Source organism: Shouchella oshimensis, from assembly GCF_002019765.1.
In the GTDB taxonomy this organism is placed as follows: Bacteria; Bacillota; Bacilli; order Bacillales; family Bacillaceae_D; genus Shouchella; species Shouchella oshimensis.
Window position 1 is genome coordinate 2,463,150 of sequence record NZ_KV917380.1, and the last position, 26,832, is coordinate 2,489,981.

27 protein-coding genes are annotated in these 26,832 nt (G+C 39.7%); 7 read left to right on the top strand and 20 right to left on the bottom strand.

The features are described from left to right. Nucleotides 1-23: 23 nt before the first annotated feature. From lhgO to BK583_RS12325, 9 genes are all read right to left on the bottom strand, one after another. Complete coding sequence (lhgO, locus tag BK583_RS12285; protein ID WP_055735964.1) at nt 24-1,229, bottom strand: L-2-hydroxyglutarate oxidase; 1,206 nt, start codon at nt 1,227-1,229, stop codon at nt 24-26. After that, nucleotides 1,222-2,493 (bottom strand): (Fe-S)-binding protein, encoded by a 1,272-nt coding sequence (locus tag BK583_RS12290; RefSeq protein WP_055735965.1) that lies wholly within the window; start codon nt 2,491-2,493, stop codon nt 1,222-1,224. The genes lhgO and BK583_RS12290 overlap by 8 nt, the downstream gene beginning before the upstream one ends. Beyond that, on the bottom strand, nt 2,486-3,892 hold the full coding sequence (locus tag BK583_RS12295; RefSeq protein ID WP_055736072.1) for an FAD-binding oxidoreductase: 1,407 nt from the start codon (nt 3,890-3,892) through the stop codon (nt 2,486-2,488). The genes BK583_RS12290 and BK583_RS12295 overlap by 8 nt, the downstream gene beginning before the upstream one ends. A 53-nt stretch (nt 3,893-3,945) precedes the next feature. Continuing rightward, complete coding sequence (locus tag BK583_RS12300) at nt 3,946-4,650, bottom strand: FadR/GntR family transcriptional regulator (RefSeq protein ID WP_055735966.1); 705 nt, start codon at nt 4,648-4,650, stop codon at nt 3,946-3,948. A 17-nt stretch (nt 4,651-4,667) separates the two neighbouring features. Next, nucleotides 4,668-6,632 (bottom strand): TRAP transporter permease, encoded by a 1,965-nt coding sequence (locus BK583_RS12305; protein ID WP_055735967.1) that lies wholly within the window; start codon nt 6,630-6,632, stop codon nt 4,668-4,670. Continuing rightward, nucleotides 6,629-7,642 (bottom strand): TAXI family TRAP transporter solute-binding subunit, encoded by a 1,014-nt coding sequence (locus BK583_RS12310; RefSeq protein WP_055735968.1) that lies wholly within the window; start codon nt 7,640-7,642, stop codon nt 6,629-6,631. Before BK583_RS12310 ends, BK583_RS12305 begins: the two co-directional genes overlap by 4 nt. 192 nt (nt 7,643-7,834) lie before the next feature. After that, nucleotides 7,835-8,320: a ferric iron uptake transcriptional regulator gene (fur, locus tag BK583_RS12315; protein ID WP_038479184.1), complete on the bottom strand. Its 486-nt coding sequence runs from the start codon at nt 8,318-8,320 to the stop codon at nt 7,835-7,837. 117 nt (nt 8,321-8,437) lie between these two features. Beyond that, complete coding sequence (spoIIM, locus tag BK583_RS12320; RefSeq protein ID WP_038479181.1) at nt 8,438-9,079, bottom strand: stage II sporulation protein M; 642 nt, start codon at nt 9,077-9,079, stop codon at nt 8,438-8,440. 56 nt (nt 9,080-9,135) lie between these two features. Continuing rightward, entirely contained in the window at nt 9,136-9,672 is a 537-nt protein-coding gene (locus tag BK583_RS12325) for an NUDIX hydrolase (RefSeq protein WP_055735969.1), read from the bottom strand. Between the two features lie 75 nt (nt 9,673-9,747). Here BK583_RS12325 and BK583_RS20735 point away from each other — a divergent pair, with 75 nt between their 5' ends. After that, a complete protein-coding gene (locus tag BK583_RS20735; RefSeq protein WP_158318516.1) occupies nt 9,748-9,912 on the top strand; it encodes a hypothetical protein in 165 nt (54 codons plus the stop codon). Nucleotides 9,913-9,914: 2 nt separating this feature from the next. On the opposite strand, the gene BK583_RS12330 is transcribed toward BK583_RS20735, so the two are convergent. Next, nucleotides 9,915-10,436: a TlpA family protein disulfide reductase gene (locus BK583_RS12330; protein WP_055735970.1), complete on the bottom strand. Its 522-nt coding sequence runs from the start codon at nt 10,434-10,436 to the stop codon at nt 9,915-9,917. An 86-nt stretch (nt 10,437-10,522) separates the two neighbouring features. On the opposite strand from BK583_RS12330, the gene BK583_RS12335 reads away from it, so the two are divergent. Further along, the gene (locus tag BK583_RS12335; protein WP_038479175.1) at nt 10,523-11,356 is read left to right on the top strand and encodes an undecaprenyl-diphosphate phosphatase; all 834 of its coding nucleotides are present in this window, start codon (nt 10,523-10,525) and stop codon (nt 11,354-11,356) included. 23 nt (nt 11,357-11,379) lie between these two features. Here the strand turns inward: BK583_RS12335 and BK583_RS12340 are convergent, their stop codons facing one another. The 3 genes from BK583_RS12340 to BK583_RS12350 all read right to left on the bottom strand — a co-directional run bounded on the left by BK583_RS12340 (nt 11,380) and on the right by BK583_RS12350 (nt 13,855). After that, nucleotides 11,380-12,501 carry a 2,3-diketo-5-methylthiopentyl-1-phosphate enolase gene (locus tag BK583_RS12340; protein WP_038479172.1) on the bottom strand — a complete coding sequence of 374 codons (1,122 nt, stop codon included), beginning with the start codon at nt 12,499-12,501 and terminating at the stop codon, nt 11,380-11,382. 84 nt (nt 12,502-12,585) lie between these two features. Continuing rightward, nucleotides 12,586-13,152, bottom strand: a complete 567-nt coding sequence (locus BK583_RS12345; protein ID WP_035394095.1) for a DUF2179 domain-containing protein — start codon at nt 13,150-13,152, stop codon at nt 12,586-12,588. A 211-nt stretch (nt 13,153-13,363) separates the two neighbouring features. Continuing rightward, nucleotides 13,364-13,855 (bottom strand): PTS sugar transporter subunit IIA, encoded by a 492-nt coding sequence (locus BK583_RS12350; protein ID WP_055735971.1) that lies wholly within the window; start codon nt 13,853-13,855, stop codon nt 13,364-13,366. A gap of 198 nt (nt 13,856-14,053) precedes the next feature. Between BK583_RS12350 and BK583_RS12355 the strand changes: the two genes are divergently transcribed. The 4 genes from BK583_RS12355 to BK583_RS12370 are packed head-to-tail and all read left to right on the top strand — an operon-like array spanning nt 14,054 to nt 18,113. Beyond that, a complete protein-coding gene (locus BK583_RS12355; protein ID WP_055735972.1) occupies nt 14,054-14,833 on the top strand; it encodes a carotenoid biosynthesis protein in 780 nt (259 codons plus the stop codon). Next, nucleotides 14,830-15,498: a lysophospholipid acyltransferase family protein gene (locus tag BK583_RS12360; protein WP_055735973.1), complete on the top strand. Its 669-nt coding sequence runs from the start codon at nt 14,830-14,832 to the stop codon at nt 15,496-15,498. The genes BK583_RS12355 and BK583_RS12360 overlap by 4 nt, the downstream gene beginning before the upstream one ends. A 27-nt stretch (nt 15,499-15,525) precedes the next feature. Next, entirely contained in the window at nt 15,526-16,641 is a 1,116-nt protein-coding gene (locus BK583_RS12365) for a glycosyltransferase family 2 protein (protein ID WP_055735974.1), read from the top strand. After that, nucleotides 16,638-18,113 carry a phytoene desaturase family protein gene (locus tag BK583_RS12370; protein ID WP_055735975.1) on the top strand — a complete coding sequence of 492 codons (1,476 nt, stop codon included), beginning with the start codon at nt 16,638-16,640 and terminating at the stop codon, nt 18,111-18,113. Before BK583_RS12365 ends, BK583_RS12370 begins: the two co-directional genes overlap by 4 nt. A gap of 121 nt (nt 18,114-18,234) precedes the next feature. Here the strand turns inward: BK583_RS12370 and BK583_RS12375 are convergent, their stop codons facing one another. The 5 genes from BK583_RS12375 to BK583_RS12395 all read right to left on the bottom strand — a co-directional run bounded on the left by BK583_RS12375 (nt 18,235) and on the right by BK583_RS12395 (nt 23,225). Next, nucleotides 18,235-18,873 (bottom strand): sugar O-acetyltransferase, encoded by a 639-nt coding sequence (locus BK583_RS12375; protein WP_055735976.1) that lies wholly within the window; start codon nt 18,871-18,873, stop codon nt 18,235-18,237. Nucleotides 18,874-19,059: 186 nt separating this feature from the next. Further along, entirely contained in the window at nt 19,060-19,896 is an 837-nt protein-coding gene (locus BK583_RS12380) for a phytoene/squalene synthase family protein (protein ID WP_055735977.1), read from the bottom strand. Nucleotides 19,897-19,913: 17 nt separating this feature from the next. Further along, entirely contained in the window at nt 19,914-21,365 is a 1,452-nt protein-coding gene (locus BK583_RS12385) for a phytoene desaturase family protein (protein WP_038479153.1), read from the bottom strand. Further along, nucleotides 21,362-22,855 (bottom strand): phytoene desaturase family protein, encoded by a 1,494-nt coding sequence (locus BK583_RS12390; RefSeq protein WP_055735978.1) that lies wholly within the window; start codon nt 22,853-22,855, stop codon nt 21,362-21,364. Before BK583_RS12390 ends, BK583_RS12385 begins: the two co-directional genes overlap by 4 nt. Before the next feature lie 70 nt (nt 22,856-22,925). After that, complete coding sequence (locus tag BK583_RS12395) at nt 22,926-23,225, bottom strand: MGMT family protein (protein WP_038479147.1); 300 nt, start codon at nt 23,223-23,225, stop codon at nt 22,926-22,928. 64 nt (nt 23,226-23,289) lie between these two features. Between BK583_RS12395 and BK583_RS12400 the strand changes: the two genes are divergently transcribed. Further along, nucleotides 23,290-23,925 carry a TVP38/TMEM64 family protein gene (locus BK583_RS12400; RefSeq protein ID WP_055735979.1) on the top strand — a complete coding sequence of 212 codons (636 nt, stop codon included), beginning with the start codon at nt 23,290-23,292 and terminating at the stop codon, nt 23,923-23,925. Nucleotides 23,926-23,963: 38 nt separating this feature from the next. Here BK583_RS12400 and asnB read toward each other — a convergent pair whose 3' ends face one another. Both asnB and BK583_RS12410 read right to left on the bottom strand, forming a co-directional pair. Continuing rightward, nucleotides 23,964-25,814, bottom strand: coding sequence for an asparagine synthase (glutamine-hydrolyzing) (gene asnB, locus BK583_RS12405; RefSeq protein ID WP_055735980.1), 1,851 nt, complete (start codon nt 25,812-25,814; stop codon nt 23,964-23,966). 160 nt (nt 25,815-25,974) lie between these two features. Continuing rightward, nucleotides 25,975-26,727, bottom strand: a complete 753-nt coding sequence (locus BK583_RS12410; protein ID WP_055735981.1) for an SDR family NAD(P)-dependent oxidoreductase — start codon at nt 26,725-26,727, stop codon at nt 25,975-25,977. Nucleotides 26,728-26,832: the final 105 nt, after the last annotated feature.

A 26,832-nucleotide genomic window follows, 5' to 3' on the forward strand; every position in this document is an offset into this window, starting at 1 on the left:
ATTGCTTCCTCTATACGTACCTTCTAAAGAACGTTTGCCCGTGCTAGTCGCTCCATTCGTTCCCCTACCTCTTTTCCAATTTCTAATGCGGCAGTTGCTGCTGGTGAAGGAGCATTGCAGATGTGTAGACTTCGCTTCCCTGTAACAATATGAAAGTCATCTACAAGCTCTCCATTCACCGTTAAACCTTGAGCACGAACCCCGCTAGAAGCTGGTATTAAGTCATCTTCTCTCACAGCCGGAATTAGCTTTTGCAGGCTTTTGACAAATACTTTCTTACTGTAGGAACGGTGCATTTCTTCCATACCTTTTTGCATGTATTTACTCGCAATCTTCCAAAACCCTCTATAACCTAAGGTTTCTGCTAAATCTCTTACATTTAAATCGGTTTTTTTATAGCCTTCTCGCTTAAACGATAGCACAGCATTGGGTCCTGCATCTATTTCCCCATTTGTCATACGAGTGAAATGAACACCTAAAAAAGGAAAATTTGGATCAGGCACAGGGTAAATTAAATGGTTTACTAAATATCGTTTTTCCGGCTTTAATTTGTAATACTCTCCACGAAACGGAATGATTTTCATGTCTAGATGGTAGCCAGCTAGGTTGGCAATTCGATCACTATGTAGGCCAGCACAATTAATGACGAATTGAGTAGAATAGGTTTTCTTATCTGTTGAAACACTAACATGATCGTGGCGCTCCTCGATGGATCGAACCTCTTCTGAAAGCGTCAACGTTCCCCCTTTTTGCATAAACAATGCTGCTAACGTTTCTGACACTTGTTTGTAATTCACAATGCCGGCAGTCGGTACACGGATACCAGCTATGCCGTTAACATGAGGTTCAATTTCAACTAATTCTTGTTTTGATAACAGTTCAACGTGGAGACCATTGTCAAGTCCACGTTGATAAAGTGTATGCAGCTGTTCCAGTTCTTTTTCTTCCGTCGCCACAATAACTTTTCCACAAATATCAATAGCTAGATTGTGTTCCAAACAAAACTTTCGCATCGATTCACTACCTGCTTTTGCAAAACGAGCTTTAAAACTACCCGGTTTGTAATAAATTCCTGAATGAATGACGCCACTATTGTTTCCTGTTTGATGGCAGGCTACTCCCCTTTCTTTTTCAATAATTTGAATGCGCGCTTCAGGTTGTTTTTGTTGTAACGTATACGCGACAGAAAGACCCACAATACCGCCACCTATAATGCTGTAATCAAACATCATTCCTTACCCCTTCCGTTACCTCTGCAAGGACCTCGACTAGGTGCTTAACTTCAATTTTTTCGGCTAAACCAGCCCGTTGAATTCCCAGTTTCATTTGCAAATGACAACCTGGATTTGTTGTAATAAGTAAATCAGGCTTTGCCTTTTGGACATAAGGCATTTTCTTATCTAGTATAGCGGTTGCTTCTTCATAATGAAGCAAATTATAGATGCCTGCAGACCCACAGCACATCTCCTGTTTATCTATTTCGACATACGTTAACCCTGGAATTCCTTGGATGAGCGCTAAAGGCGCGGAAGTATTTTTTTGGACATGAGTCATATGACAAGAATGTTGATAAACCGCAGTTTTATTCAATGTTCCACTAAATGGTAGGCCGTTTTTCTCTAAGATGATGGAAACATCAACATGTTTATTTGCAAACTGTTCAGCTCGCTCATGCCATTCGCTCTCCTGTCGCAACAATTCACCATACTCCATGAGCATTGCCCCACACCCACCAATACTAGAAACGATGTAATCATACTGCTCTTCTTCAAACGCGTCGATGTTCTTTTTCGCCAGCATCTTGGCTGTTTCAATGTCTCCAGCATGATGCTGTAAAGCACCACAACAGCTTTGACTAGGAATGACGTGAACGTCGCAACCGACTCGCTCTAATAAGGCGATGGCTTGTTCATTAATGCTACCAAACATCGTATCCATTAAACATCCTGTAAAATAAGCGACTCTATCCTTAGTCGATGTAGGCGTGATCTGTTTTTTTCGCTTACGCCTTTTAATGGCAGGCATCATTGCTTCAAATTCAGCCATTCCCTGTGGGAGTAACTTCGGTAAGATTCCACTTTTTTGTACCAGTGTTTGCGCACCCGACTTTTGATATGTTTGTAAGCCAAACTCGAGCACACGCAACATTTTATCTGATGGAAGCAAGCCTTTAAAGACCGTCTTTTCAACCAACCTTTGGGCAAAAGATGGTTGGTGAGATTCGGCCAGTACCTCTTTTGCCGATTCAAGAATACGTCCATATTGAACATTGGTTGGGCAAGCAGTCTCACAAGCGCGACAGCCTAAGCAAAGGTCAATCGGTTCTTTCAGCTCATCTGTACTAATTTTACCTTCTGCCGCCATTTTTACGAGATTAATACGCCCACGTGGGGAGTGTGTTTCTTTCTCCATTGTCTGATAGGTTGGACAAGCCGGTAAACAATAGCCACATTGCACACAATCAAAGGTTTCCTCATAAGCAAGTTTAGCCATTTGATAACACCAACTTTTGATCTTTCTCAGGGAAAATCTTTCCCGGATTTAAAATGTTATTTGGATCCCAGCTTTGTTTAATTCGCTTCATTAAATCAAGCCCGTCTTTTCCTACCTCCATCTCCATAAATGGCGCTTTCATTGTGCCGATGCCATGCTCTCCTGAAAGCGTTCCACCAAGATCCACAGCAGCTTTAAAAATGGCCGCAACGGCTTGTTCAACTCGTTTCATTTCTTCTCGGTCTCGAACATCTGCAATGATGTTCGGATGTAAATTTCCGTCTCCAGCATGGCCAAAAACAACTAAATCAATCTGATACGTCTCTTTAATTTCTTTTAAAGCAGCGAACATGTCTGGTATTTTGCTCCGAGGTACTGTGGCATCTTCGGAAATTTTAGTCGGCTTTAGCCTTACAATGGCGGGAGAAACTAGCTTTCTCGCTTTCCACAGTTCGGCCGCCGCTTCACTTGTTTGTGCGACAGTTACTTCCCGGGCGTTCATCTCTAGGCACCACTGTTCTACTTCTAAAATTTCTTCTTCGATCGCGGCAGGATGACCGTCTAATTCAATCAGTAACAGTGCATCCACATCCGTTGGTAAACCAATTGATTCATACGCTTCTACAGCGACAATGGACGCTTGATCCATTAATTCTAATTTTGCTGGGACAATACCGTTTTTCAGTAAAGCGGAAATGGCTTTTCCTGCATCGACAATGTCTTCAAAGAGTGCTAACAATGTTTTACTCGCTTTTGGTTTTGGTACTAACTTCAAGGTGGCTTCTGTAATAATGGCGAGAGTCCCCTCAGAACCAACAATTAACTTAGTTACATCATAGCCTGTCACATTTTTCACGGTTCGGCCTCCGGTTTTGACAATCTTGCCCTCTGGCGTCACAACTTCTAGACCAAGTACATAATCTTTTGTCACACCGTATTTTAACCCTCTTGGGCCACCAGCATTTTCAGCTAAATTACCACCAATTGTTGAAACATGTGCACTACTTGGGTCAGGTGGATACATAAATCCGTACTCGCTTGCTTTTTCGTTAATGGCAGCAGTTAGCACTCCTGGTGACACAATCGCTACCATATCATCCGGCTCAATCACCAGTTTATCTCGCCATTGCGAACAATCAAGTACAATTCCTCCTTGAACTGGTAACGGTCCGCCACTTAAACTCGTTCCTTGTCCCCGTGGATAAACAGGGATATGGTGCTCGTTTGCTACTTTCATAATCTCTACGACTTCTTCTTTTGACTGAGGCTGAATAACGAGATCTGGCATATAGGCACCAAAAGAAGCATCGTAGCCATAACTTGCACAATCCGCTGGTGAGGTCAAGATTCGCTTTGCATCAATGGGTATTCGTTGTGTTAAATCTTGCAGAAAAAGCATGTCTTTTTTTGTCTGTCTGTCTTTCTTTTTCGGCATGGTTCCTCCCCCCTTTGTTAAATACGTGAGTCTCCTAACTTTTTTCTTACATTGACAAGATGGGTATTCATAGCTTCTCTAGCCGCTGTAGCGTTTTTTGCGGCAATAGCTTCATAGATCGCCTTATGTTCTTCATATACGTTTCTTCGTTTTTCTACTTTCCCCATGTTAAGTCGTAGCGAAAACTCAATAGCGTGGTCAAGAAGCTCTTTCATATTTTCTAGCGTTGCCGTTAAAAATGGGTTTTTTGCTGCTTTTACGAGAATGAAATGAAAATGAGAATCAGCTTCGTTCCCGATCGTCTCTTTTGAAACAACGGTTTCAGAAAAAGCGATTAGCGCTTGCTCTAAAGCGAGAATCTCATCAGGAGTAGCTCGACTCGCTGCAAGTGCAGCCGCCTCCGTCTCAATAATATGACGCATTTCAAGTAAGCTGTGCACTTCATCAATGGTTACCATTCCAAGTTTAATGTGCTCCATCATTGAAAGTAATGTGTGATCTTTTACCCATCTTCCACCACCTTGTTTTGACTCAATCACATCCATTGCCGTTAGTACCGTTAAAGCCTCTCGTATGGGAGCTCGACTAACTTGAAACCGTTCTACCAATTCCATTTCAGATGGAAGCTTTTCACCATTGACATAAGGTTCCTGCTGGATCATTTCTTTTAAATAGTCTAAAACCTGCAGCGATACTTTTTTTCGCTCAATAAGCCCACTCATCGAACTCACCTTTCTGTTTATGAAATAGGTGGTACTACTTGGTTCGTTCCTTCAACCTTTTTTGAACGTATGAAGTGTAAAATGGTTACAGCTAGTAGCACCGCTAAACCAATAGCGTCGGAAACCATACCTGGTGTAATTAACAACAAAGAGCCAATAAAGAAAATCATGCGTTCATAGATTCGTAAAGGCACAGATAAGAATCCACTTAACGAGACAGCAATTGCAAATACCCCCATTACTGACGTTGCAAGGGTCACAATAACGGTGACAACAGATAATGAACTTCCTTCTGTTGCTTGTAACACCATCGCCGGATTATAGGCAATCATAAATGGAATAATAAATCCGGGAAGTGCTAATTTCACCGATGTCCAGGATGTCTTCATCGCATCAGCACCTGCTATTCCAGCTGCTGTGTACGAAGCAAGTGCCACTGGTGGCGTAATGTTGGATAAAGCACCAAACCAAAATACAAAGAAATGAGCAGCAATAGGATTTACGCCAATTTCAACTAATGCTGGTGCTGCCGTAACAGCAACAACAATATAAAGTGCCGTTGATGGAAGGCCCATGCTTAAGACGATACATGTAGCCATAACAAGAACGAGTGCAATCCATAAGACGCCATCAGCGGCATTTAAAACGTTATACGCAATTGCCGATCCAAGACCTGTCATTGTCACGACAGCAATGATAATACCAATGGATGCACAAGCTAACCCAACTTGAATTGTACTCTTTGCACCTTCAACAAAGGCTGTCTTAACCTTTTTAAACGTCACTCGTGTTTCTTTACTTTTAGTAAGCCAGCTTGCGACAATGACGATAAGAATGCCAGCAAATCCTGCAAACAATGGCGTGTAGCCAGCTAATAACGTTCCGATAACAACAAGAATTGGTAGTAAGAGCAATCCCCGCTCTTTTAAAACATCCCAGACTTGTGGAATTGATTCTTTACTCATACCTTTCAGGCCTTGTTTCTTTGCTTCTAAGTCAATCGCAATAACAAGTGCAACAAAGTATAGAAATGTTGGAATTAACGCTGCAAAGACAATGGTTGAATAAGGCACGCCCAGAAAACCAGCCATGATAAACGCCGCAGCTCCCATGATTGGTGGCATCATCATACCACCTGTCGATGCTGTCGCTTCAACTGCAGCGGCATAATTTTTCTTTAAGCCAACTTGTTTCATAAGTGGGATTGTAAATGCGCCAGTTGTGGCGACGTTTGCCACAGCACTACCGTTTAATGAGCCTGTAAGTGCACTAGAAATGACAGCCACTTGCGCAGGACCACCTCTTCGTTGACCAGCAACCGCTATCGCTAAATCATTGAATAGTTTTGAAGCGCCACTGACACTTAGAAATGCACCAAACAAAATAAATATAACAATATACGTTGAGGCAATGGACAATGTAATTCCAAAAACCCCTTCTGTGGTCATGTATACACGATAAAGTAGTCTTTCAAAGGAAAACCCTGCATGGCCAAACATTCCTGGAAAATAAGGACCGAATACAGCATAAAGCATCGCAACTGCGGCTAAAATTGGTATAAATGTACCGAGCGTTCTTCTTGTTGCTTCAAGTAACAATAGAACAGTTAAAATAGCAAATACATAATCAAGTGTCACTGCTTGAGACATTCGGTCAACGTGGATCGTTGTATAAAAAAGCAACAAATAACCAGTTCCAATAACACCCATACCCGCTAACGTGATGTCTAAAATTGTGAATCTCTTGTGCGAATTTTTTTTCGTCGCAGGATAAAGCAAGAATGCAAGAATAAGAAGTAATAGTAAGAAGATAATATTTCGATAAATCTCTTGAATATTCATAAAGCTGTTCACATAAATAGCAAATGCAGATAAGAGAATGGCAAATACAGACATCATGCAATATTGCCAACCGCTTAATTGTCTACCAATCCCAGCCTGCTCCCTTGTTCTTTCATCTAACACGTCTTCTTTCATCGTCATTCTTGCTCGTCCTCCTCTGCCTCTGGTGGAATGAGTTCGTTTGGAATATCAATACCTTGTTCAACAAAATAGCGATATGCTCCAAGATGAAGCGGAACCGATACACCAACTAATGCGGTTTCAAGCGTCATCTCTCGAGCTGAATTATGTACTTCATACATAGTCTCTAAATTTTCAAATAAAATTTTCGTTAGTAAGTAGATTCGATCCGCATCTTGCTGCTTGTCAACGCCTAATACATTTGATTGAGCGATTGTATAAATTGGTTCCTCTTGTCGTGGATACGTGCCTGCATCAATTTCATAACGAAAGAAAACAGGATACAGTTCATTAATGGAATCCAATTGTTCATCGGTTACATCTAAAACCGTGGCACGAACCCCACTGGCATACATGTCTGTAATGGCAGTCACTGGCACACCTGCTGGTAAAGAGCCGCCATCTAAGCGCCCATCTCGCATGGATGATATTGTATCATCGTACCCAAGATAATCTGGTGATACATCCTCCACACTTAAACCAATCCCATTAATTAAAGCTCTTGTTGATTGCTCTGTCCCACTAGCTTGTGGACCAATTGAAAAAGAAGTTCCTTCAACATCTGAAATGGTACCGCTTTCAATTTTATTGTTCATTAAAACAAAGTGCTCCACGTTTGACCAAAGCATCGTAACGGTTCGCAAATCTTCATATGCACTTCCTTCATAAATCCCCGTACCTCGATAAGCTTGATCTGCGATAAGACCTTGCAAAATGCCAAATTGCGCTTCTTCTTTACGAAGTAAATCAATGTTTTCAACCGATCCTGCTGACGATTGCCCTGTTGCGCGTATGCCTTGATCAATCAATTCTTCTGTCCATAGATTTCCCATTCCTACACCGATTGGGTAATAGGTTCCACCTGTGGATGCTGTTGCAATGGAATAATAATGATTGTCTTCGTTTCCGCAAGCTGATAATACGACCGCAGTCGTTGCAAGTGCCAACCCAAAAAGACTTTTTTTGCCCATTATACATCTCCCCTTTTATGAAAGCGCTTTAAAAAAGTTGTAAGGCAAGTATACAACTTATAAAAATACAAAATCAAGCCCTTTTTTTATTACAAAAAAAACAGTGACCATCTATTAATTATGGTCACTGTCTACTATTTAATAAATAATCATTCTCAATTGAATAAAAATGAAAAACCGCTTATATTGCAGTTAGATATTCCCCGCTAAAGACGGATCTGCTTCTTCTTTAACAGCAGATTGTCCATGACATCGATGGCATATTCCATGAAAAGTAAGACGATGATCTTTTACTTTAAAGTGAAAATCTTTTTCTACAATCTTTTCTACTTCACTTAACAAATCTTCTTGTATTTCATCAACAGCACCACATTCAATACAAACAAGGTGATGGTGGGAGTGGTTAACGCCTTCTTTTCGTAAATCAAACCGTGAAACACCGTCTCCAAAGTTGATTTTATCGACTACTTTTAATTCAGTTAATAATTCTAAGGTACGATAAACAGTAGCTAACCCAATTTCGGGAGCTTTTTCTTTTACAAGTAAATAAACATCCTCAGCACTCAAATGATCCTCTTCATGCTCCAGTAAAACCATCACAGTCGCTTCCCGCTGGGGCGTTAATTTATAGCTTTGAGCATGTAGTTGCTTCTTAATGCGCTCTAATCGATTTTCCATAACAGCCTCCTCCGTCCAAGCGATCTAGTTTCTTTATTATAAAATGGAAGAAAACCGTTGTCAATTGATAATTATTATAAATTGAAAATGAATATTAATTACTATTTTAGAATTGATCTAAAATAGTGATAGTGTCCATTTCAACAATGATGGCGCCACATATGATTCAAAAAGTGCTGCAATAAAGGTTACGGCTAATAAGCACACAATCGTTACGGTGTAACTGAGAAAATGAGGGAAAATAGGTTCATGAATTCCTTTCATAAACGTATGTTTAAACAATCGAATACAAAAACGAACGCTTAAACAACCAACAGCTATGAAAACAGGAATTAAAATGATGTTTTGCGGAAAGACCGTAACAAACGCAATAACAAATCCTTGAGCGCCCATTTGATTAACGAGGAACCCAACGGTAAATCCAATGACAATTCCTTTCATAAACAACAAGATGAAAATAATAGGTAAACCAATCATAGAAATTCCTAATATCCAAAGAAGACCAATGTATTTACTATAATGCACAATGCTATTAACAAACAATTCATTTGCAGTTGCTTCAATGTGTCCGTTATTCATCTCATGAAAGAACTGGCTTAAATGCAAAAATAAATCGTGCCGCTGAGTTAGACTAATGCTATTAACAAGAAATGCTCCAAAGATAATCCCCATTAAAAACAAAATACTAACAAACAAATAAACCGATTTCCTTTGTTTCATATGATTCATTAATTGTTGAAGCAATTCAATACGTTTCATAGCCTGTCCCTCCTTTTTCCACTATATGTTGAAGGAAGGATGGCTATGTCTATTGTTTAGTTTTCTTTTAACTTTAAATATTGAATAGCATACATCGTTTTCGCATCGTGTATGCGCTGCTCTTTTATTAATTCTTCACACTCAGCTAATGATTTCGTCACCACATGAACATACTCTCCGTCATCAAGCTGCTGTTCGCCTTCCTCTAAGCTCGACGCTTCATAAAGATAGACAATTTCGTCCGCAAACCCTGGCGACGTATAAAATGAAGCAATTTCCGTTAATCTCGCTGTACTATAACCCGTCTCCTCTTTCAGTTCACGATAAGCTGTTTTTATCGGCTCTTCTCCTACTTCAATTTTCCCAGCAGGAATTTCAATAATCGGTTTCTCAAGTGCCTTTCGATACTGTTCGACGAGGACAAGTTTGTTCTCATCTGTAACTGCTATAATCGCTACAGCTCCTGGATGTTTAACGAGCTCTCTTTTCGCTCGTTCCCCATCTTCTCTTTCTATCGTCGCTATCGAAACATCAATAATTTTTCCTTTATAAATTGATTCACTCTTAATTGTTCTTTCAGAAAAAGTTGTCATGAAATGCATTCTCCTAACATGTCCTATGTATAAGCAGATTATTGTTTTCCTAAAATGATATGGAGGTGATTAGTCTTGAAAAAACACATTCAATCTAAGCAAGTTTATCTATCCGGCTCGAAAAACGATGTATTATTAGAACTTAAAAAAGCAGCATTGCATTATACGTTTGTACATGAATGGATTCGACTTGAACATGGATACCGTCACATAAAAAAAGGAGTCAAGCGAATTAAATAACACTAGCTTGCAAACGCAGTAGAAATGCGCTCCATTAATAAATCTTGTGTGATCTCTCCAATTATAACATCTTGAATATGATAATTTGAATCTAAAAGGTAGGTCATCGGTAAACGAGATGGCTCTACTTCTCGTATAAAAGCACCATCTTCATCAAACAGAACTGGTAGTGTCAACCCTATTTCTTCTATAAATTCCACTGGATCCGATGCTCGATACTCTTTCGTGAGCATATTAACCGTCACAACGTCAACTGTATCGTTTGTATCATTAAACGCCATTAATTCAGGCATTTCTCTTACACAAGGCTCACACCATGACGCCCATACATTGAGGACAATGACATCATTTTGAAAATCTGCTAACGAAACAACGTCTCCACCGTCATTTTTCATACTTATATTAGGCATTCGATCACCAGTTTGTAATGGCCCAGATGTTGATTGACGATCAATGAGCACATACGCCGTTGCGGCTATAGCAAGCAATACCACAATAAGCGTTATAATTCGTTTATATTTCATACGGACACCTCTTTTCGAGTTCTAGAAAGTCTGCTAAAATAAGCAAGTGTCGCACAAGCTTACTTTATTTAGAAGGGAATTGTGAAATGACTTTACTAGAGGCAATCATATTAGGTCTAGTACAAGGAATAACGGAATTTTTACCGATTTCAAGTTCTGCTCACCTTATTCTTGTTCAATCCATGTTTAACATGACATTTGAAGGGCTCAGCTTTGAAATTTTACTGCATTTGGCTTCTGTATTAGCCGTTATTCTTTATTACCGTAAAGATATTTATGAGATTATTAGAGGATTCTTTGCATTTTTCACTAACCGGACGCCCCAAAATCGCTCCATGTTTATGTTTGCGGTTTACCTGATTGTCGCGACAGGTATTACTGGTATTGCCGGTATTTTGTTTGAAGACTACATAGGCGAAACCTTTCGAGCACCGATTTTTATTGCCCTTGCGTTAGCGATTACGGGTCTATTTCTTATCATTATAGAGCGTTTTGTCAAACTAGGGAACCGGACAGAGAAAGAAATGACCATTTGGGATTCGATCTTTGTTGGTCTTGGTCAATGTCTTGCCTTAATTCCAGGCTTATCGCGTTCAGGTACAACGCTCATTGTTGGAATGTTTGCCGGGCTTTCAAAAGAAACAGCAGTTCGATTTTCATTCCTTTTATCCATTCCTGTTATTTTAGGTTCGTCAGTTCTAGCCATTCGTGATTTAACATCTGGAGAATTATTGGAACAAACGACTGTTACAGCTTTAGGACTCTCTTTTCTCGTTACATTTGTTGCTTCTTGGATTGGGATCGTCTTTTTCATTAATTTAGTCCGAAAAAGCAAGCTTGTCTATTTCGCTGTTTACTGTTTTGTCGTTGCAATCCTCGTATTTATCTTCCGTGATTCATTAGGCACAACAGACATATAAAAAAGCGGCTTACGCCGCTTTTTTTAATTTGAACCAATGGCACGAATAAACGCTTTTCCACCTTCCTCTATACCGCCTGTATACCGATGAACGCTACCACCTAAATTAACAATAACTTCTTTTCCAAAATCATTCTTAACATTTTCAATTGTATTGAAGTCAATTCCCGCTGACGGAATCGGAAACGTTGCTTTCATTGTTAAGTCTTGTGTTAGTTGTTCTTTTACGTGCTGTGCTTCTTCATGATTAATACCCATGCGTCCATACGGGGAAGGAAATAGGACGGCATCAGCTCCAGCCATACGCATTAATTTGCCCAACAAAAGTCGTGAAGAAATTCCGTGTTGTTTAGAGCGAATCATCATTCCTGCCAAAGAGGAATGAGCGAAGATCGGTACGTCTATTTCTTCATCCTCCCGTAATCCTTGAAGGACATCGATACCATAGGCAAACACATTTAGCAAAATGGCAGGAGCACCAAGTCCAATGGCTTCTTTTACTCTCTCTTTAAGCTCAAACGTCTTACCTGTCACATTTACCACATAAAGAGGTGTTCTCCCTGTTTTTTCTGCTGCTTCAGCAATCGCCGCTAAACCAACCGGCACCCGTTGTTCAAGTGGCGTCCAATCATGTTCAAACAAACGCTCATCATCTTGAATGATATCAATTCCACCGTAACAATGACTAAGTACTTGTTCGTGAAATGAATCAACGGAACGACCAATGGCGCCTTTCGCTACACTCATGGCTAATGGCCGATTATGTACATCAACTAGGTCCCTTATGCCCTCAATTCCAAGTCGAGGTCCTGGGAACAAACGCACAAGATCGTTTGAAAATTGAAGATCTATTAACTTGACATTTGGTTCATATGAAAGCCTTCCGTACGTTGTCGTCAAAATAGAAGGAAAATCGGGAACTTCATACGCGACTGGGAATGATATAGTAACGATAAAACCTGGTCCATACGCCTCATCTTCTTTTATTGATACCACTTTTCCCTTATACGCTAAACTCTGTTCTTTCTCCGATTCGGGCATTTCCTGCCAAGGCTTTGCAGTCAAACCTGTTGCCATTCTTTCAGCTTTTAATTCAATATGCTCTTTCTCTTCTGTAACGTAGTAAACTGCCTCTATATGCGCCAATTTCCTTATCCTCCCTCTAACCAAAAGATTAGCCTAATCATCTAGAAAATCAGGCAAACTGTCAAGATTAAACGCCTACACCACTTAATTAACTGAATTCTCAGCCTTTTGTTTCCGCTTTAAATAACGCTCTCTTCTTCGTTTCATCGCTTTTGTAATATAGCCACCTTTAAAATTACGCGGTTCAAATGAAACAATAAACGCAGCAGGCTCATAAGATGACACAACTTCGATAAATTCTTTTTCACGGTCTCTTCTTGCTGTGCAATCAAGTTGACAACGATTTGAATTCATTCCCTCTACATACGAACTCGATACACTGAATCCAAGTTCTCGTAAACGATCAATTAGAGGTTGATTTTTTTCTGGAATATTAACTTCTATACTCACATAGCCAATTGCTAATTTTTCTTCTATTAAAGCACCTAAGAATAGTCCAATACCAAAGCCTAATGCATATGCCGCCATATTCCAATAATTTGATAAATCATTAAAGATAATAGCGATCGCAACGACATATATAGCACCTTCCAAAATGCCCATTCCAGCAGCACGGTGTTTCAATCCTTTTACCATCATAATTGTTCGTAATGTCAAAATCGGAACATAGATCAATTGCGCAAAAAAGATTATTAAAGCCGTTACTAGCAAAGCACTTCACTCCAATACAACAGTATCTATTGGACTCGATATGAACCCAATCTTTCCGTAGTTTAACAGGTTCATTCTCATTACGCTAGAAAAAGTTTAGTGAACAACTTTTTTTGTTTTAACACGATAGAAAAACAATCCGTTGGACAGGTGAAGAATCCACTCCACTTGAAAAAAACTGTAAGAGACGGCAACACCATCTCTTACAGTTTTACTTCTTTGTTAGTTTTAAAAATGGGCTTTCATTTGCCACAACAGTGCCTTCTGCAATTTTTTCAATCGTAAACTGATCATGGTTTGTTACAACAATTGGTGTAATGGTGTTTGAAGCTTTTTCTTTAACAAGTTCAAGATCAAATTCAATTAGCACATCGCCAGCTTTTACTTTGTCACCTTCTTGAACATGAGCTGTAAAACCCTCTCCATTCATTGCGACTGTTTCAAGACCGATATGGACGAGTAGTTCTGCTCCATTCTCTGTTTCGATTCCAAATGCGTGCTTTGTAGGAAAGACTTGTACCACTTTACCCCCTATTGGCGCGACGACTTTGCCTTCTGTCGGCTGTATTGCTAAACCATCACCAATCATTTTTTCACCAAAAGTTGGATCTGGGACCTCCTCTATCGCAACAGCAGTTCCATTCATTGGTGCTACTAGTGTTTCCGGTTCAACCTGTTTCTTTCCAAAAAGTTTCTTTAACATTCATTCCACTCCCTTTATCAATGGGGCTTTCACCCTCATAAAATCGTATTTTACGTTGATTTAAGCAGTTATGTCAATCTATACTATTCCCGGTTTTTGCTACATTAAACAACCGGCTCAAGAAAGCGACATTGCTTCACGTTTGTAATTCTAGTGGTACGGGAATACACTAAGGTAAACCAATTATATCGTTGGAGGTTGATTTTTATTGTAGATCGTATTCTGTTTCGTTTTTTTATTCTTTGGTATAGTTGTGGTGTTCTTTTAGTTGGATTTAATTTGTTGCCTTCATGGCTAGAATGGGCAAATGCTGTCTTTTTGATTGCAGCTGGCGTTTTGGGTGGTTTTTATTTCTACCGTGAGTATAAGATTTTCGGACTTTTGTTTAGCTTTTTTGTATTCTTTTCTACCATTCTAGTTGAATATTTAGGTGTCCAATACGGGCTTTTCTTTGGTCATTATTTTTATAACCCAGATTTCGGTCTATACATAGCAGACATACCATTAACTATAGGCACCGCCTGGCTAATGGTCATTGCAACCACACACGCATTAATAAAGCCAATGGCTCTTGTAGTGAAGCAGCCTTTTTTCCAATGGATAATCTACGCCATTGTTGGCGCACTTGCCGCGGTGATCATGGACTTAATACTTGATCCTGTTGCCGCGAACGTTAAGCAGTATTGGGTGTGGCACGGAGATGGTTTGTACTACGGTATTCCTTTCTCAAATTTCGTCGGATGGTTTTTTATTGCCCTCACATTACATGCATTGCTATGGATTGGTGTACGGTATTTAAAACGCACTAAGAGCTATCATCCTTATTGGCACTCACGGATGGTGCTGCTCTACATCTTAATGATCGCTATGTTTAGCATCATTGCCTTAATCAACAACATCTTTTTTGCACCTCTCCTTACGATCGTGTTAATGAGTGCGTTAGTATGGGTGTATAAACGCACTAGGAGGAGTCAATGATTAGAGCAAAGCGAAACACAGTTGCCCTTACCCTTTTTCGTTTTTATGTACGCGTGTTTTTAGCAAAACGGTCTTTTGCAAACATCTATGTTCGAGTGGATCAAGAGATCTCTCCCAATCAGCCTAGTTTAATTATTGCTAATCACTCTAGTTGGTGGGACGGAATGCTTGCACTTCTTCTTACAAAGAAACAGATCACGCAACCCCTTTATATGATGATGTCAGAAAAAGGTCTAAAGACATACTCATTTTTTCGTTACTTTGGAGCATTTTCAATCAACCCTTCAAAACCTAAAGAAATGATGACTTCACTGCACTATGCAAAGGAGCAATTACAGAATGGTCATGCCGTTTGGCTCTTTCCTCAAGGAGAAGAGCAAGCATTAGAAAAACGGCCGCTAGACTTTTTAAATGGCATTGGCTGGCTTAGTGAACATGCATCTTCACAAACAGTCATCATACCTGTCACCCTTTCGTATTTTTTTGCAAATAAGCGTAAACCTAATGTGTTCATTCACATCGGCTCTAGTCAGCCAGTAACAAGCTTTCAAGGCTCAAAACAGGAGAAAACGATACAAGTGGAAAAACTACTTACTTCTCAACTCGACAAACAGCGGGAGGCAATTATTCAAAACGATTACTCCCGTTATACAGTACTTCATTAAATTTGTTTAAACAAAGAGGCGACAAATATGATCAATATTCTTAACGTTGGCTTAGGTTTCATCCTTGTTTGGGTGCTTGTTAACTCTTTTTTTATGCCTCGATTACGACAGAGACCTGTGGAGGAGAACGCACAAGAACAAGACCTTGTCTCCATTCTTATCCCGATGCGGAATGAAGAAAAGAATGTGGCACCGCTTATCCATAGCCTATCTCAGCTTACTTACCAACACGTAGAGTTTCTCTTCCTAAATGACCAATCTACGGATGACACACGCTTGCGTTTAGAGGAAAAGATTCATCTCTTACCAAATGCTTCCATAATAGAAGGCAAAGAACTACCTGCTAAGTGGGTTGGAAAAGTACATGCTTGCCACCAATTGAGTTGTCATGCACACGGGCATTATTTTTTCTTTTTAGATGCAGATATTATGATTCAACCACATACAATTGAAGCTTTACTTCAGCAAGCTCGTCCAAAACAGCTTGGCCTTGTTTCGGGATTCCCTAAATTCCCTGTTAAAGGAACGGCTTGGTTATGTCAGCTTCTTGTACCAATGCAGCATGTCATTATTTATTTGCATCTCCCGCTTTTTTTAGCAAATTATACTCGTATGCCTATGGCGTCGGCTGCACATGGATCTTTCTTGTTTTTTTCACGTGCTTGTTATGAAGCGATAGGTGGACACAAAGAAATTTATCATTCTTTGATAGAAGATATTCAGCTCATGCGCAACTGTAAGGAAGCAGGTTTCCCTACGCGGCTCGTCAACAATACAGGAGTGGCATCATGTGTAATGTATGAAACGAATAGCGAGGTGTGGGAAGGGTTTTCGAAGAATAGCTTCCCTGGTATTGGTCGTTCTTACATCTTGGGTTATTGTTTACTACTATTTTATCTCATTGCTTTTGTCACACCGTTCTTTTTAGCACTATACGGTCTGTTAACCTTGCAATTCCAGTTTATTTTTCCGTACGTGCTTACGGTCTTAATAATGATTTGGATAAACGCTCAAGCCAAACAACGACTCGTCATAAGCTTGCTCGTACCGTTCTCTGCTTTAAGTCTTATGAGTCTATTGCTTTATTCAATGATACGTTCAAAACGAGCTGGCTATACATGGAAAGGGAGAGTGTATAAATGAAGTCAATTGCTATTATCGGCTCTGGATTAGGGGGGCTTGCTGCTGCTGTTCTACTTGCCTCCTATGGATATAAAGTGGATGTGTTTGAAAAACACTCTTACCCTGGAGGAAAGATGAAACGTTATCACGTTGGAGGCGCTCGGTTTGATTTCGGACCAAACACGCTAACAATGCCAGATGTGTTCAAAGAAATCTTTACCGTAAGCGGAGCAAATCCAGACGACTATGTTCAATTTAAGAAATTAGAAAGCCATACGATGAATTATTTTGCTGATGGTTCTACTTTCCTCTCTTCAAGTGATCGCGAAAGTATGGTTGCACAGCTTGCTACATTTGGCATTCGTGCGAACCACTATGATACCTACGTGAAGAGTATCACGAAGTTATATACACATGCTGTGAATGAATTTTTTCCGCGAACGTTCTCTAGCCTGCAGGAGTACGCTTCACTTCGACTGCTTCGCTCAATCTCAGCTGTAAAGCCACTAACAACGATGCACGACTTTCATCAATCCTTTTTTACAGATAAACGGATCGTCCAAATGCTTGATCGCTATGCTACATACATTGGTTCCTCGCCGTATTTAACGCCGGCTACATTCGCGATGATTGGGTATTTGGAATATGTGGACGGTGTGTACTACGTTCCAGGCGGCAATCCGACAATAGCCGAAGCATTTCACAAACGAGCGCAGGAATTAGGCGTAACTTTTCATTTTAACGAAGAAGTAACACAGCTACATGTTAATGAAAAGCAAACGATCACGTCTTTATCGACTAAAAGCTATGGGAAGCTACACTATGATAGCTATTTGTTAAATGGTGATTACTTAACGGTTTATCCTAGGCTTGTCGCCAAAGCTTATCGCCCTTTGTTTACAGAGGACCGACACGTAAAAGAACCTACTAGTTCTGCATTTGTCATTTTAGCTGCTACGAACCGGAAAACCGCCGCAAATCATTACCATCAAGTTTACTTTAGCAATGATTACGAAAAGGAATTCGAAGATCTCTTTTCCAACAAGTCGTACCCAAAGGACCCAACCATATACATAAGTAACTCTTCTACAGTAGATACGACTGCAGTCGCCAATACTGGAGGGGATAATCTATTTATTCTTGTCAACGCCCCGTCGTTAACAAACGAGAACCGATACGTTGATAAAGAAGACTTAAAAAATTGGGTGTATAAGCAGTTAGAGAAAAAAGGTGTTTTTATTAAAAAGTTTGTTATTGACGACCTTGTTATTACACCTCTACAACTTTCCGAAGAATTCCACTCTTATTTTGGTGGACTGTACGGTTACACCTCTCATTCTCTTTCGCAAGCGTTTAACCGTCCTGCTACGAAAGGAAAAGATATAAAAAATTTATACTTTGCTGGTGGTTCTACTCATCCAGGCGGAGGGTCACCAATGGTTGTACAAAGTGGACGAAATGCAGCTAACCTCATGAAAAAAAACCTAAAATAACGATTTAAGCTCATGTAGCCTGCCAACGTATTAAGACAGTTGGCAGGCTCTTTCATTGGGTCGTTACACAACCTTTTCATGTACTACGCCTTATAGAAACATGATCAAACCGAACCAGGTCTTATTTCAGCACCTGACAGCCACCAAGAATTTCAGGCTTATACATCATACTATCTGCATCCGTTATCGTACGAATCACTTTGCATGGAACACCAGCCGCAAGTGAGTGAGCAGGAATATCCCCCGTCACAACACTACCAGCTCCAATCACAGAACCTTCTCCAATAGTGACGCCACCGCAGACAGTCACATTTGCCCCCAACCAAACATCATTCTCAACCGAAACAGGCTTTGCATAGCACAAAGCTTTTGACTCTCCATTAGCGTCAATCATTTGCCTACGCTCTGAAGCAATTAGTGGATGAATAGGCGTAACAATTGTTACGTTTGGTCCAAAACTGACGTAATCACCAATTGTTACAAGCGCATCATCTTGTATCGTCAAATTATAGTTACCAAAAAAATGCTTCCCAATAGTGGTGTGGATACCATAATGAAAAAATACAGGACCTAAAATGAAGCTATTCTCCCCTATACTCCCTACTAGTTCATTTAAAATCTTATTTCGTTCTTCTCGATTTTCTTCTGGCAATTGAGTATACCTATTACTGAGCTTGTGAGAACGTAATTTAATTGCTTGTAACTCTTCGTTTGCTGGAGAAAATAATTGACCCTTTAATATTCGTTCTTCTTCTTTCATCTACATTCACTTTCCTTCCTCATTATTCACACTTTTAAAACTTCTTTTCGCAAACTGGAACTACCTTTTACAGAACGAATGTTTCGAAACATAAAGTCCCTCCAAAGTAGTTGCGTGTTAACAAAGTGCCCACTTTGAAGGGAGAATACCACGGTTTGTCTTACCTCTATAGTCTTACAGAATCGCTTACGCTTTTAGCTCATTTAAAATCATTTCTTTTTCACCTTTTGTGACAAATGATTTTTGAGAGAACACATTATACTGATTTAACCGTACCGCTTTTAAGATTGCACGGTACATCATCCCTGCTCCCTGAACAGGAAGTCTTGCGTCAACTGGATAGAGATGCATATCGTTAAATGCCTCTTGATAAAGATTTTCCGCCCGCGCAGCAATGTGCTCCCACATGTTAATAAACGCTGTTCCTTGCTCTCCAATCAGTAGATCTTTTTCTGCTACACCGTATGCATCCATTATAGCTTTCGGTAAATATACACGATCCCGGTTTAAATCTTCGCCAATATCTCGAAGTATATTTGTAAGCTGCATCGCTTTCCCTAACGCAATCGCACTATTATGCAATTGCTGATGGTTGCTAGGAGCTAGAACAGGTAAAAGCATCAACCCAACTGTACTCGCAACGTGATACGAGTATTGTTCTACTTCCTCTAACGTTTCGTACCGTTTTACATATAAATCCATTCGCTGTCCCTTGATCATATCAAAGAAAGGGGTTGCATCCATGTCAAACCGTTGAAAAACGTCGTCTAATGCAATCCATTTAGGGTCTGTTAAAGGTAGTTCCTTTCGTATAAACCGGTTGAATTGATCTTCGAATTGCTCCAGTTCACTTGAAGGGGATTGCCCTTCATCAACTATATCATCAACTGTCCGACAAAAAGCGTAAATCGCCCACACAGCTTGCCTTTTTTTCTGAGGTAACGTACTAAAGGCTTTAGCAAATGTTTTAGAATGCTGTTTAATAATGGTATGGCATATTTCATAAGCATCCTTTGTATTCATAGCATCTCCTCCATATCTCATCTACTCGTCATAGCCTTTATTGGCGTTTGAAGAAGTTCATTCGCTAACAATTTTGCTCCTTGCATAACAATGGGTATGCCACCCCCTGGATGGGTAGAAGCACCAACAGCGTAGATGTTTTTTGCTTTAAATGGTTGGTATTGCGGCCTAAATACAGCTGATTGTGTAACAGTTGGTGCAAGTCCAAAGCTTCCTCCTTCGAATAGACCAGCTTTTTTCGCATCATGAGGAGTACGAATATCAAGCCATTCCATTTGGCTTCTCAGCTCTGGAAACGCACGCTGCTCTAGTTCATTTAGCACAATGTCTACCAATTCGTTGCACTGGTCATCTGTCATTTTTGCTGGTACAGGTACTAACGCATAAAGGACGCCTTTTCCTGCTGGAGCTAATGATTCATCGAGAACCGATGGGTGAAAAGCATAAATCGACGGCAGTGTCGACAATTCCCGTGAATAAAAAACATCGTTCATATGCTGATCAAAATCGTCAGACATTAAAAATTGATGCATAGGGTTTTCTTTATATATTTTCTTTAAGCCTACATAGAGAAGCAAACAACCTGAAGAGGGAACATACTTCTTCTTAACCGGTTTTCGTTCAACGAGAGCTTCTGCTATAGGGAAATCCATGTTCATAATAAAACGATCACCTTGATAAACCGTCTCGTCAACTTTAACTCCTTTAACAACACTACCTTCGTAAAGCACTTCATTTACCTCGGCATTTAATACGAATTCAACTCCTCGGTTGTTAAGCTCTTCCACTATTTCCTCTATTAAAGAAGCATAACCACCTCGTAAATACCAAATCCCGTGGGCGTGCTCACTATAAGATACAAGTGAATATAGGGCAGACGAATTAGTAGGGTTCCCACCTATATAAAGAGATTGAAGCTTGTATGCATTTTGTAGCCGTTTATGTGTAAAAAACTGACGAATCATTTTGTCTACAGATTGATAGGCTTTTAACTCGTATAGCGTTTTTAAGTTCGTCACCGTGTAGAAATCTTTTTTTCGATTAAAGCTCTTATCTAAGAATGCAGCTTTTCCTTTTGTAAAGTGATGTTCCATCGACTTCATAAACTGAGGAAATTGCCCCTCTTCACCAGGAAATACTTGTTTTATTTCTTCTTCTTGCTTTTTAAGGTCACGGTATTTCCAGAAATCTGTCCCGTCAGGAAAACTCATCTTATAAAGGGGGTCGATGTCAATAAAATCTAGCCCTTGGGTATCCATACCTGCCTCTTCTAAAATAGACGTAATCATCTCCGGTAAAAGAACAATGGTTGGACCTTGATCTACTTTAAATGATCCATGAGTATGAAACGTTAATCGCCCCCCAATATAATCATTCTTCTCAAGAACAATCACATCATCTCCATCCTGACTTAAATATAAAGCCGATACTAAACCACCTATTCCACTGCCAACAACGATTGATTTCATTGTATGAGAATTCCTTTCTTATCCTTTTTGAAAATACCATCTGCTGTAATGGTTGCTGACGCTAAAATCGTAGGTAGTCCACTTCCTGGGTGAGTGCCACCGCCTGTTAACCAACAATTCTCTATTTCTTCAAATTGATTGTGTGGTCTAAAATACATCATTTGCCCTAAGTTATGAGAAAGGTTAAACGTTGCGCCTTTGTACACATTAAAACGTTGCTCCCAATCATTCGGTGTTAGTATTGAGTAGGACGAAATATGACGTCTTAAATCTTTAAAACCAGATTTTTTCTCAATTTGATCAAACACCAGCTCTGCAAACGCATCCTTTTTCTCTTCCCAATCAAGCTTACTAAAGTTATTTGGTACTGGCGCTAACAAATAAAGGGGTGATTTCCCTTCCGGTGCAAGTGTTGGATCTGTCACAATTGGGTTATGGATATAAATAGATGGATCAGCTGATAATGTTTTTGACCCCGTTATTTCTTCAACATTTTTCCGATAATCACTCGCAAATAAAACCGTATGATGATGCTCCTCATACACTTTTTCCACATTGGCGTAAATCATAAACGTAGAGCAAGAGTAGTTTTTCTTTTCAAGCTTTTTTCGCGTATATTTTTTTAAATGCTTTTCTTCCACCAGCTCACTCATGGCGTAAGCAAAATCAGCGTTAATCACAAGTTCATCTGTCTGTTCCTTCTCACCATCTTCATAGGTTATGCCGTGAATGCGCCCCTCTTTAACGATAATAGTTTTGACTGGGCGATTTAATTCAATTGTCCCACCTAGTTCCGTAAAAGCTCTTGCGAGAGCTTTTGTAATTTGGTTGACTCCACCTATTGGATGGTAAATTCCATACTCATGTTCCATAAACGACAATATACTAAATGCTCCAGGGCATTCCCATGGAGACATCCCTAAATACTTGGACTGAAACGTAAACGATAGCTTTAAGCGTTCATCTGTAAAATACTTACTTAATTCATCGTAAAGCGTTTTTCCTAACGACAAGCTAGGCAAAGCTTTTAATGCTCGTAATCTTGTATAGTCAAAGAGAGAGTTATGCTTATTTTGTAAGAGTGGCATGAGTGCATTCATTTTCTTTCGTGTTTCTTTCATAAAGCGACTATACCCAGCTCCATTTGATGGAAACAACTGTTCAATGTCACGATACGTTTGTTCCTCGTCCCGATGCGGAACAAACGCTACATCATCAAATTGTAACTTGTATAAAGGATCTACTTCTTTGAGCGTTAAATAATCAGATAGTTTTCGACCTACTTGAGCAAACATGTCTTCTAAGAGGTGCGGCATACTAAAAAATGTTGGCCCACGATCAAACGTAAAGCCATTCTGCTCAAAGCTTGATGTACGTCCCCCAACATATGCTTCTTTTTCGACAACTTTTACTTCATACCCTTTACCTGCTAGTAATAATGCTGTTGCTAAACCACCAGGTCCAGCACCTATGATTGTAATTTTTTTCATTCATCCACCCTAATTCAATTTACGTTTTCTTGTTCTACATACCCAAATTTATAGATTTCAAAACACCTAGTTATTTCCAACTATGTGATACCATCACAACTCTACCGTCTTTGTAAAAACGGACTCCTTCTCTTTCTAAAAGCTCTCTTTGGGTAAAAGAGCCTTGAAATAAAATACCTTCGTTTACACTGCCATCTTTTTTCACAACACGGTGTGCCGGTACTCCTTTTGGTGCCTTTTGCATCGCCCAACCAACAACCCGGGCGCTTCGGGGAGCATCAATTAATCGGGCAATTTGACCGTATGAAGCAACTTCTCCGGCGGGAATCTGTTTAACAGTTTCATAGATAGTGTCAAAAATTAAACGCATCTCTATCTCCTTTTATAGCTTATCTTTTGTTACACTAAGAACGAATCAATCTATGAGGTGAAGCATGAAAAAGAAAATCATCGTATCCATCTTCTTAGTGGGATTAGGCACACTTGTTTTAATGTATCAAAATCACTTTCTCAGTGCCATTGAGACGCTAGGTGATCAATCCATTATTCTAACTACATTAATTGCCACTTTACTCTCTTTATTTCCTGTTATTCCGTACCCACTCATTGGTGGACTAATTGGAGCAGCATACGGACCGTATCTTGGTAGTCTGGTTACTTGGTTAGGCTCTTCCATTGCCTCTATACTCTTTTTTACCTTTATTCGGTACGGTTATCAAGACATAGGGCTTAAGATGATGCATCGTTACCAACTTACATCGAAAATAACTAGTTTATTTGAGAAAAACGCGTTTATGACTATATTTATTACGAGATTAATTCCCATAATCCCTTCCATTCTTGTTAATACCTATTCTGCTCTAAGCAGAGTTCCACCAATGCATTATATTGTGGCTTCTTCGTTAGGTAAGGTTCCTTCGATGATTTTATTTGCCACAGTTGGGTACACACTATTTAATGATCCTCAACAATTAGTGATTGTCATTTTTTATTACTTAGCCTTTCTTTTATTCGTCTATGGCGGTTATCGACTCTGGTTACGGGCAAATCGATTGAAAAAAGAACTATAACAAGACCAGGGGTTTTTAAACACTCCTGGTCCTCTCTATTACGCATCCTCAATTTTAATTTGGTAGTGTTTAAGCCAGAAATCCATTTGGATGAAATGTGCTAATAACTGTGGACCTGCCATCAATTGACCGAAATATGGCTTTCCTGTATCAAAACCACCCGAATCGGCAATATTTTTTAATTCCTTACGTTCAATAAAATCAAATAAAGGCGAGTCAGATTGAGCTGCAATCGCTTGAATTTCCTTCGTTACAGCATTTGTATAATCTGGATGATGTGTTTTAGGATACGGGCTTTTCTTACGGTAAAGCACGTCATCAGGCAACAATCCTTCTAATGCTTTTCGTAAAATGCCTTTTTCCCTACCTCCATGTATTTTCATCTCCCATGGAATATTCCAGACATATTCAATTAAGCGGTGATCAGAAAAGGGAACTCGCACTTCTAACGATGCCCCCATACTCATACGATCTTTTCGATCGAGTAAGTTTGTCATAAACCAAATCATATTTAAATACGAAATTTCACGTCTTCTTGCTTCTTCCTTTGTATCGTTTGAAAACCTCGGCGTCTCGTTAATCGTCTCTTTATACCGTTCATAGACGTAGTTCTTTAAATCAAGCTTCTTCTTCCAATCATCTTTTAATAACATATTACGCTCGTCTATGGATCTCATCCATGGGAACCCATCTATATTCATTACCTCTGGTTTATGAAACCATGGATACCCACCAAAAATCTCATCGGCGCATTCACCTGATAAGCCTACCGTTACATCTTTTTTAATTTCTTTACAAAACCATAGCAAAGAAGAATCAACATCTGCCATTCCTGGGGTATCGCGAACGAGTACGGCTTCTTTTAATAACTCAGCAAGCTGGATGTTCTGAATGACACAGTTTCGATGATTCGTTTGGCAGTGACTCGATACTTTCTTAATCCATTCTCCATCTGCGTTAGGCTGAAAGGCACTTGCTTTAAAATATTTATCGTTTTCTTCATAATCAACAGAATAGGAGGCAATCGCCCCTTTTCCTTCCTGTTTATAATGATTTGCAGCAATCGCTGTTAACGCACTCGAATCAATCCCACCTGACAGAAACATCCCAACCGGAACATCAGCAAAAAGCTGTCTAGAAACACTATCTTCCAACAGCTGTCGGATATGTGCGGCGGTTTCTTTGACATTATGGGTATGTTGTTCACTTTTGAGTTGCCAATAACGACGCAAGCGTAGCTCATCTTTTGTATAAACTAAAAAATGAGCTGGTTTTAACTCATGAACATGTTTAAAAATACCATTTCCTGGCGATCGCGATGGCGCTAACCCCATTATATCTGCCAAGCCCGTACGATCTACAATCGGCTTAATGTCTCGATGAGCCAATATACTTTTTAATTCTGAGCCAAACACTAAAAACCCGTCTTTTACCGTATAAAATAGCGGCTTAACACCCACTCGATCTCGTGCCATAAATAAGGTTTGTGTATCATGTTCCCAAATGGCAAAGGCAAAAATACCGTTAAATTTTTGTAAGCATGCTTCTTTCCATTGTATATATGATTTTAATAACACTTCTGTATCTGAATGCCCTAAAAACGTATGATTGTATTGTTGTAACTCTGTTCGGATATCTTCTGTATTGTACAGTTCGCCGTTATAGACAATCGTATACGTTTTGCCTGCAACTGTCCGCGTCATTGGCTGTATGCCACCTGCAGGATCAACAACAATTAAGCGCGCATGACCAAATGCCACTTGTTTCTCCGTCCATGACTCTAATGCATCAGGCCCTCTTCGGTTTAACGTCGCTGCCATTTGCTCTATTTCTTTTTTCTCGCGTCTTAAATCTCGCCGCCAATCAATCCACCCTGTAATCCCGCACATCTGAATACCAGCTCCTTCTGGAATGTAACGGCCCTATACAACCTTACATTTCCTCACTCCTAACCTATGCTATTCATTGAAAAAGCCAAAAGTGCCTCTTTTTGAAGGAACTGGACGTTTTAAAAGATGTTCTCATTTTTCTTACTTAAACAGTATTTTATTATTTTTTATAAAAAAAACGTTTGCCTAATTTTTCTACTATAGCCGGTGCGAGTTGATAGACTTTCGCTATTACTGTCATATACTTTGGCAAATCGATTTCCCTTTCTTTTGTATTCAGCATTTTCACGATTCGTTTAGCTACTTCCTCTGGTTGCAATAAATGAGCGCTCATCTTTTCACCATACGTACCGCTTTTATCAGCACTTTGCAAAAAGGGTGTTTGAATAGGTCCTGGGTTTATAACAGATAGATCAATTCCATACGACTTTAATTCAAGTCTTAGCCCATTGGAGTAGCCAATTAACGCATGTTTTGTCGCTGCATATACACTCGCTTTCGCAGTTGCCACTTTCCCTGCTTGAGAAGCAATTTGAACGATGTGACCGTTCCCATTTGCGATCATTAAAGGAATGAATTGGTTCGTAAACTGTATTAGACCAACAATATTGACTTGGAAAACCCGCTGTACGTCTTCATCGGCAATCTTCCACGATTCAGCAAACTGTCCAATACCAGCATTATTTATGACGGTATCTGGAATGAGATTTGCCTCTTCAAGTTGAGTAACAGCATGATGAATAGACGAAATGTCGCTTAAATCAAGTTTGCATTCAAACACGTTCGGTTCCGTTTCTGTTAAGTTCTGATAACGACTTGCCAGTTTAACAACCTGAACATGATTTTTCTTTAATTGATTGACCACTGCTTCACCTAATCCACTTGAAGCACCTGTAATCCATATTGTTTTCATTTACTACCACAATTCCTTTTCTTCTTTTGTATGCTATAGCTTACAATGGATTCTTCTTTTCCTTCAACTTTTTTCTTGCTATGATAGTTGAAGGAAATGGAGAGG

Coding starts and splice junctions, on each gene's coding strand:
- BK583_RS12305 (WP_055735967.1), bottom strand. CDS start 6,632: ATGACGATGAAAGAAGACGTGTTAGATGAAAGAACAAGGGAGCAGGCT.
- BK583_RS12350 (WP_055735971.1), bottom strand. CDS start 13,855: ATGTTAAAGAAACTTTTTGGAAAGAAACAGGTTGAACCGGAAACACTA.
- BK583_RS12300 (WP_055735966.1), bottom strand. CDS start 4,650: ATGAGTGGGCTTATTGAGCGAAAAAAAGTATCGCTGCAGGTTTTAGAC.
- BK583_RS12325 (WP_055735969.1), bottom strand. CDS start 9,672: ATGACAACTTTTTCTGAAAGAACAATTAAGAGTGAATCAATTTATAAA.
- BK583_RS12370 (WP_055735975.1), top strand. CDS start 16,638: ATGAAGTCAATTGCTATTATCGGCTCTGGATTAGGGGGGCTTGCTGCT.
- lhgO (WP_055735964.1), bottom strand. CDS start 1,229: ATGTTTGATTACAGCATTATAGGTGGCGGTATTGTGGGTCTTTCTGTC.
- BK583_RS12375 (WP_055735976.1), bottom strand. CDS start 18,873: ATGAAAGAAGAAGAACGAATATTAAAGGGTCAATTATTTTCTCCAGCA.
- BK583_RS12390 (WP_055735978.1), bottom strand. CDS start 22,855: ATGAAAAAAATTACAATCATAGGTGCTGGACCTGGTGGTTTAGCAACA.
- BK583_RS12395 (WP_038479147.1), bottom strand. CDS start 23,225: ATGCGTTTAATTTTTGACACTATCTATGAAACTGTTAAACAGATTCCC.
- asnB (WP_055735980.1), bottom strand. CDS start 25,814: ATGTGCGGGATTACAGGGTGGATTGATTGGCGGCGAGATTTAAGACGC.
- fur (WP_038479184.1), bottom strand. CDS start 8,320: ATGGAAAATCGATTAGAGCGCATTAAGAAGCAACTACATGCTCAAAGC.
- BK583_RS12385 (WP_038479153.1), bottom strand. CDS start 21,365: ATGAAATCAATCGTTGTTGGCAGTGGAATAGGTGGTTTAGTATCGGCT.
- spoIIM (WP_038479181.1), bottom strand. CDS start 9,079: ATGAAACGTATTGAATTGCTTCAACAATTAATGAATCATATGAAACAA.
- BK583_RS12330 (WP_055735970.1), bottom strand. CDS start 10,436: ATGAAATATAAACGAATTATAACGCTTATTGTGGTATTGCTTGCTATA.
- BK583_RS12365 (WP_055735974.1), top strand. CDS start 15,526: ATGATCAATATTCTTAACGTTGGCTTAGGTTTCATCCTTGTTTGGGTG.
- BK583_RS12290 (WP_055735965.1), bottom strand. CDS start 2,493: ATGGCTAAACTTGCTTATGAGGAAACCTTTGATTGTGTGCAATGTGGC.
- BK583_RS12400 (WP_055735979.1), top strand. CDS start 23,290: ATGAAAAAGAAAATCATCGTATCCATCTTCTTAGTGGGATTAGGCACA.
- BK583_RS12310 (WP_055735968.1), bottom strand. CDS start 7,642: ATGGGCAAAAAAAGTCTTTTTGGGTTGGCACTTGCAACGACTGCGGTC.
- BK583_RS12360 (WP_055735973.1), top strand. CDS start 14,830: ATGATTAGAGCAAAGCGAAACACAGTTGCCCTTACCCTTTTTCGTTTT.
- BK583_RS12335 (WP_038479175.1), top strand. CDS start 10,523: ATGACTTTACTAGAGGCAATCATATTAGGTCTAGTACAAGGAATAACG.
- BK583_RS12410 (WP_055735981.1), bottom strand. CDS start 26,727: ATGAAAACAATATGGATTACAGGTGCTTCAAGTGGATTAGGTGAAGCA.
- BK583_RS12295 (WP_055736072.1), bottom strand. CDS start 3,892: ATGCTTTTTCTGCAAGATTTAACACAACGAATACCCATTGATGCAAAG.
- BK583_RS12380 (WP_055735977.1), bottom strand. CDS start 19,896: ATGAATACAAAGGATGCTTATGAAATATGCCATACCATTATTAAACAG.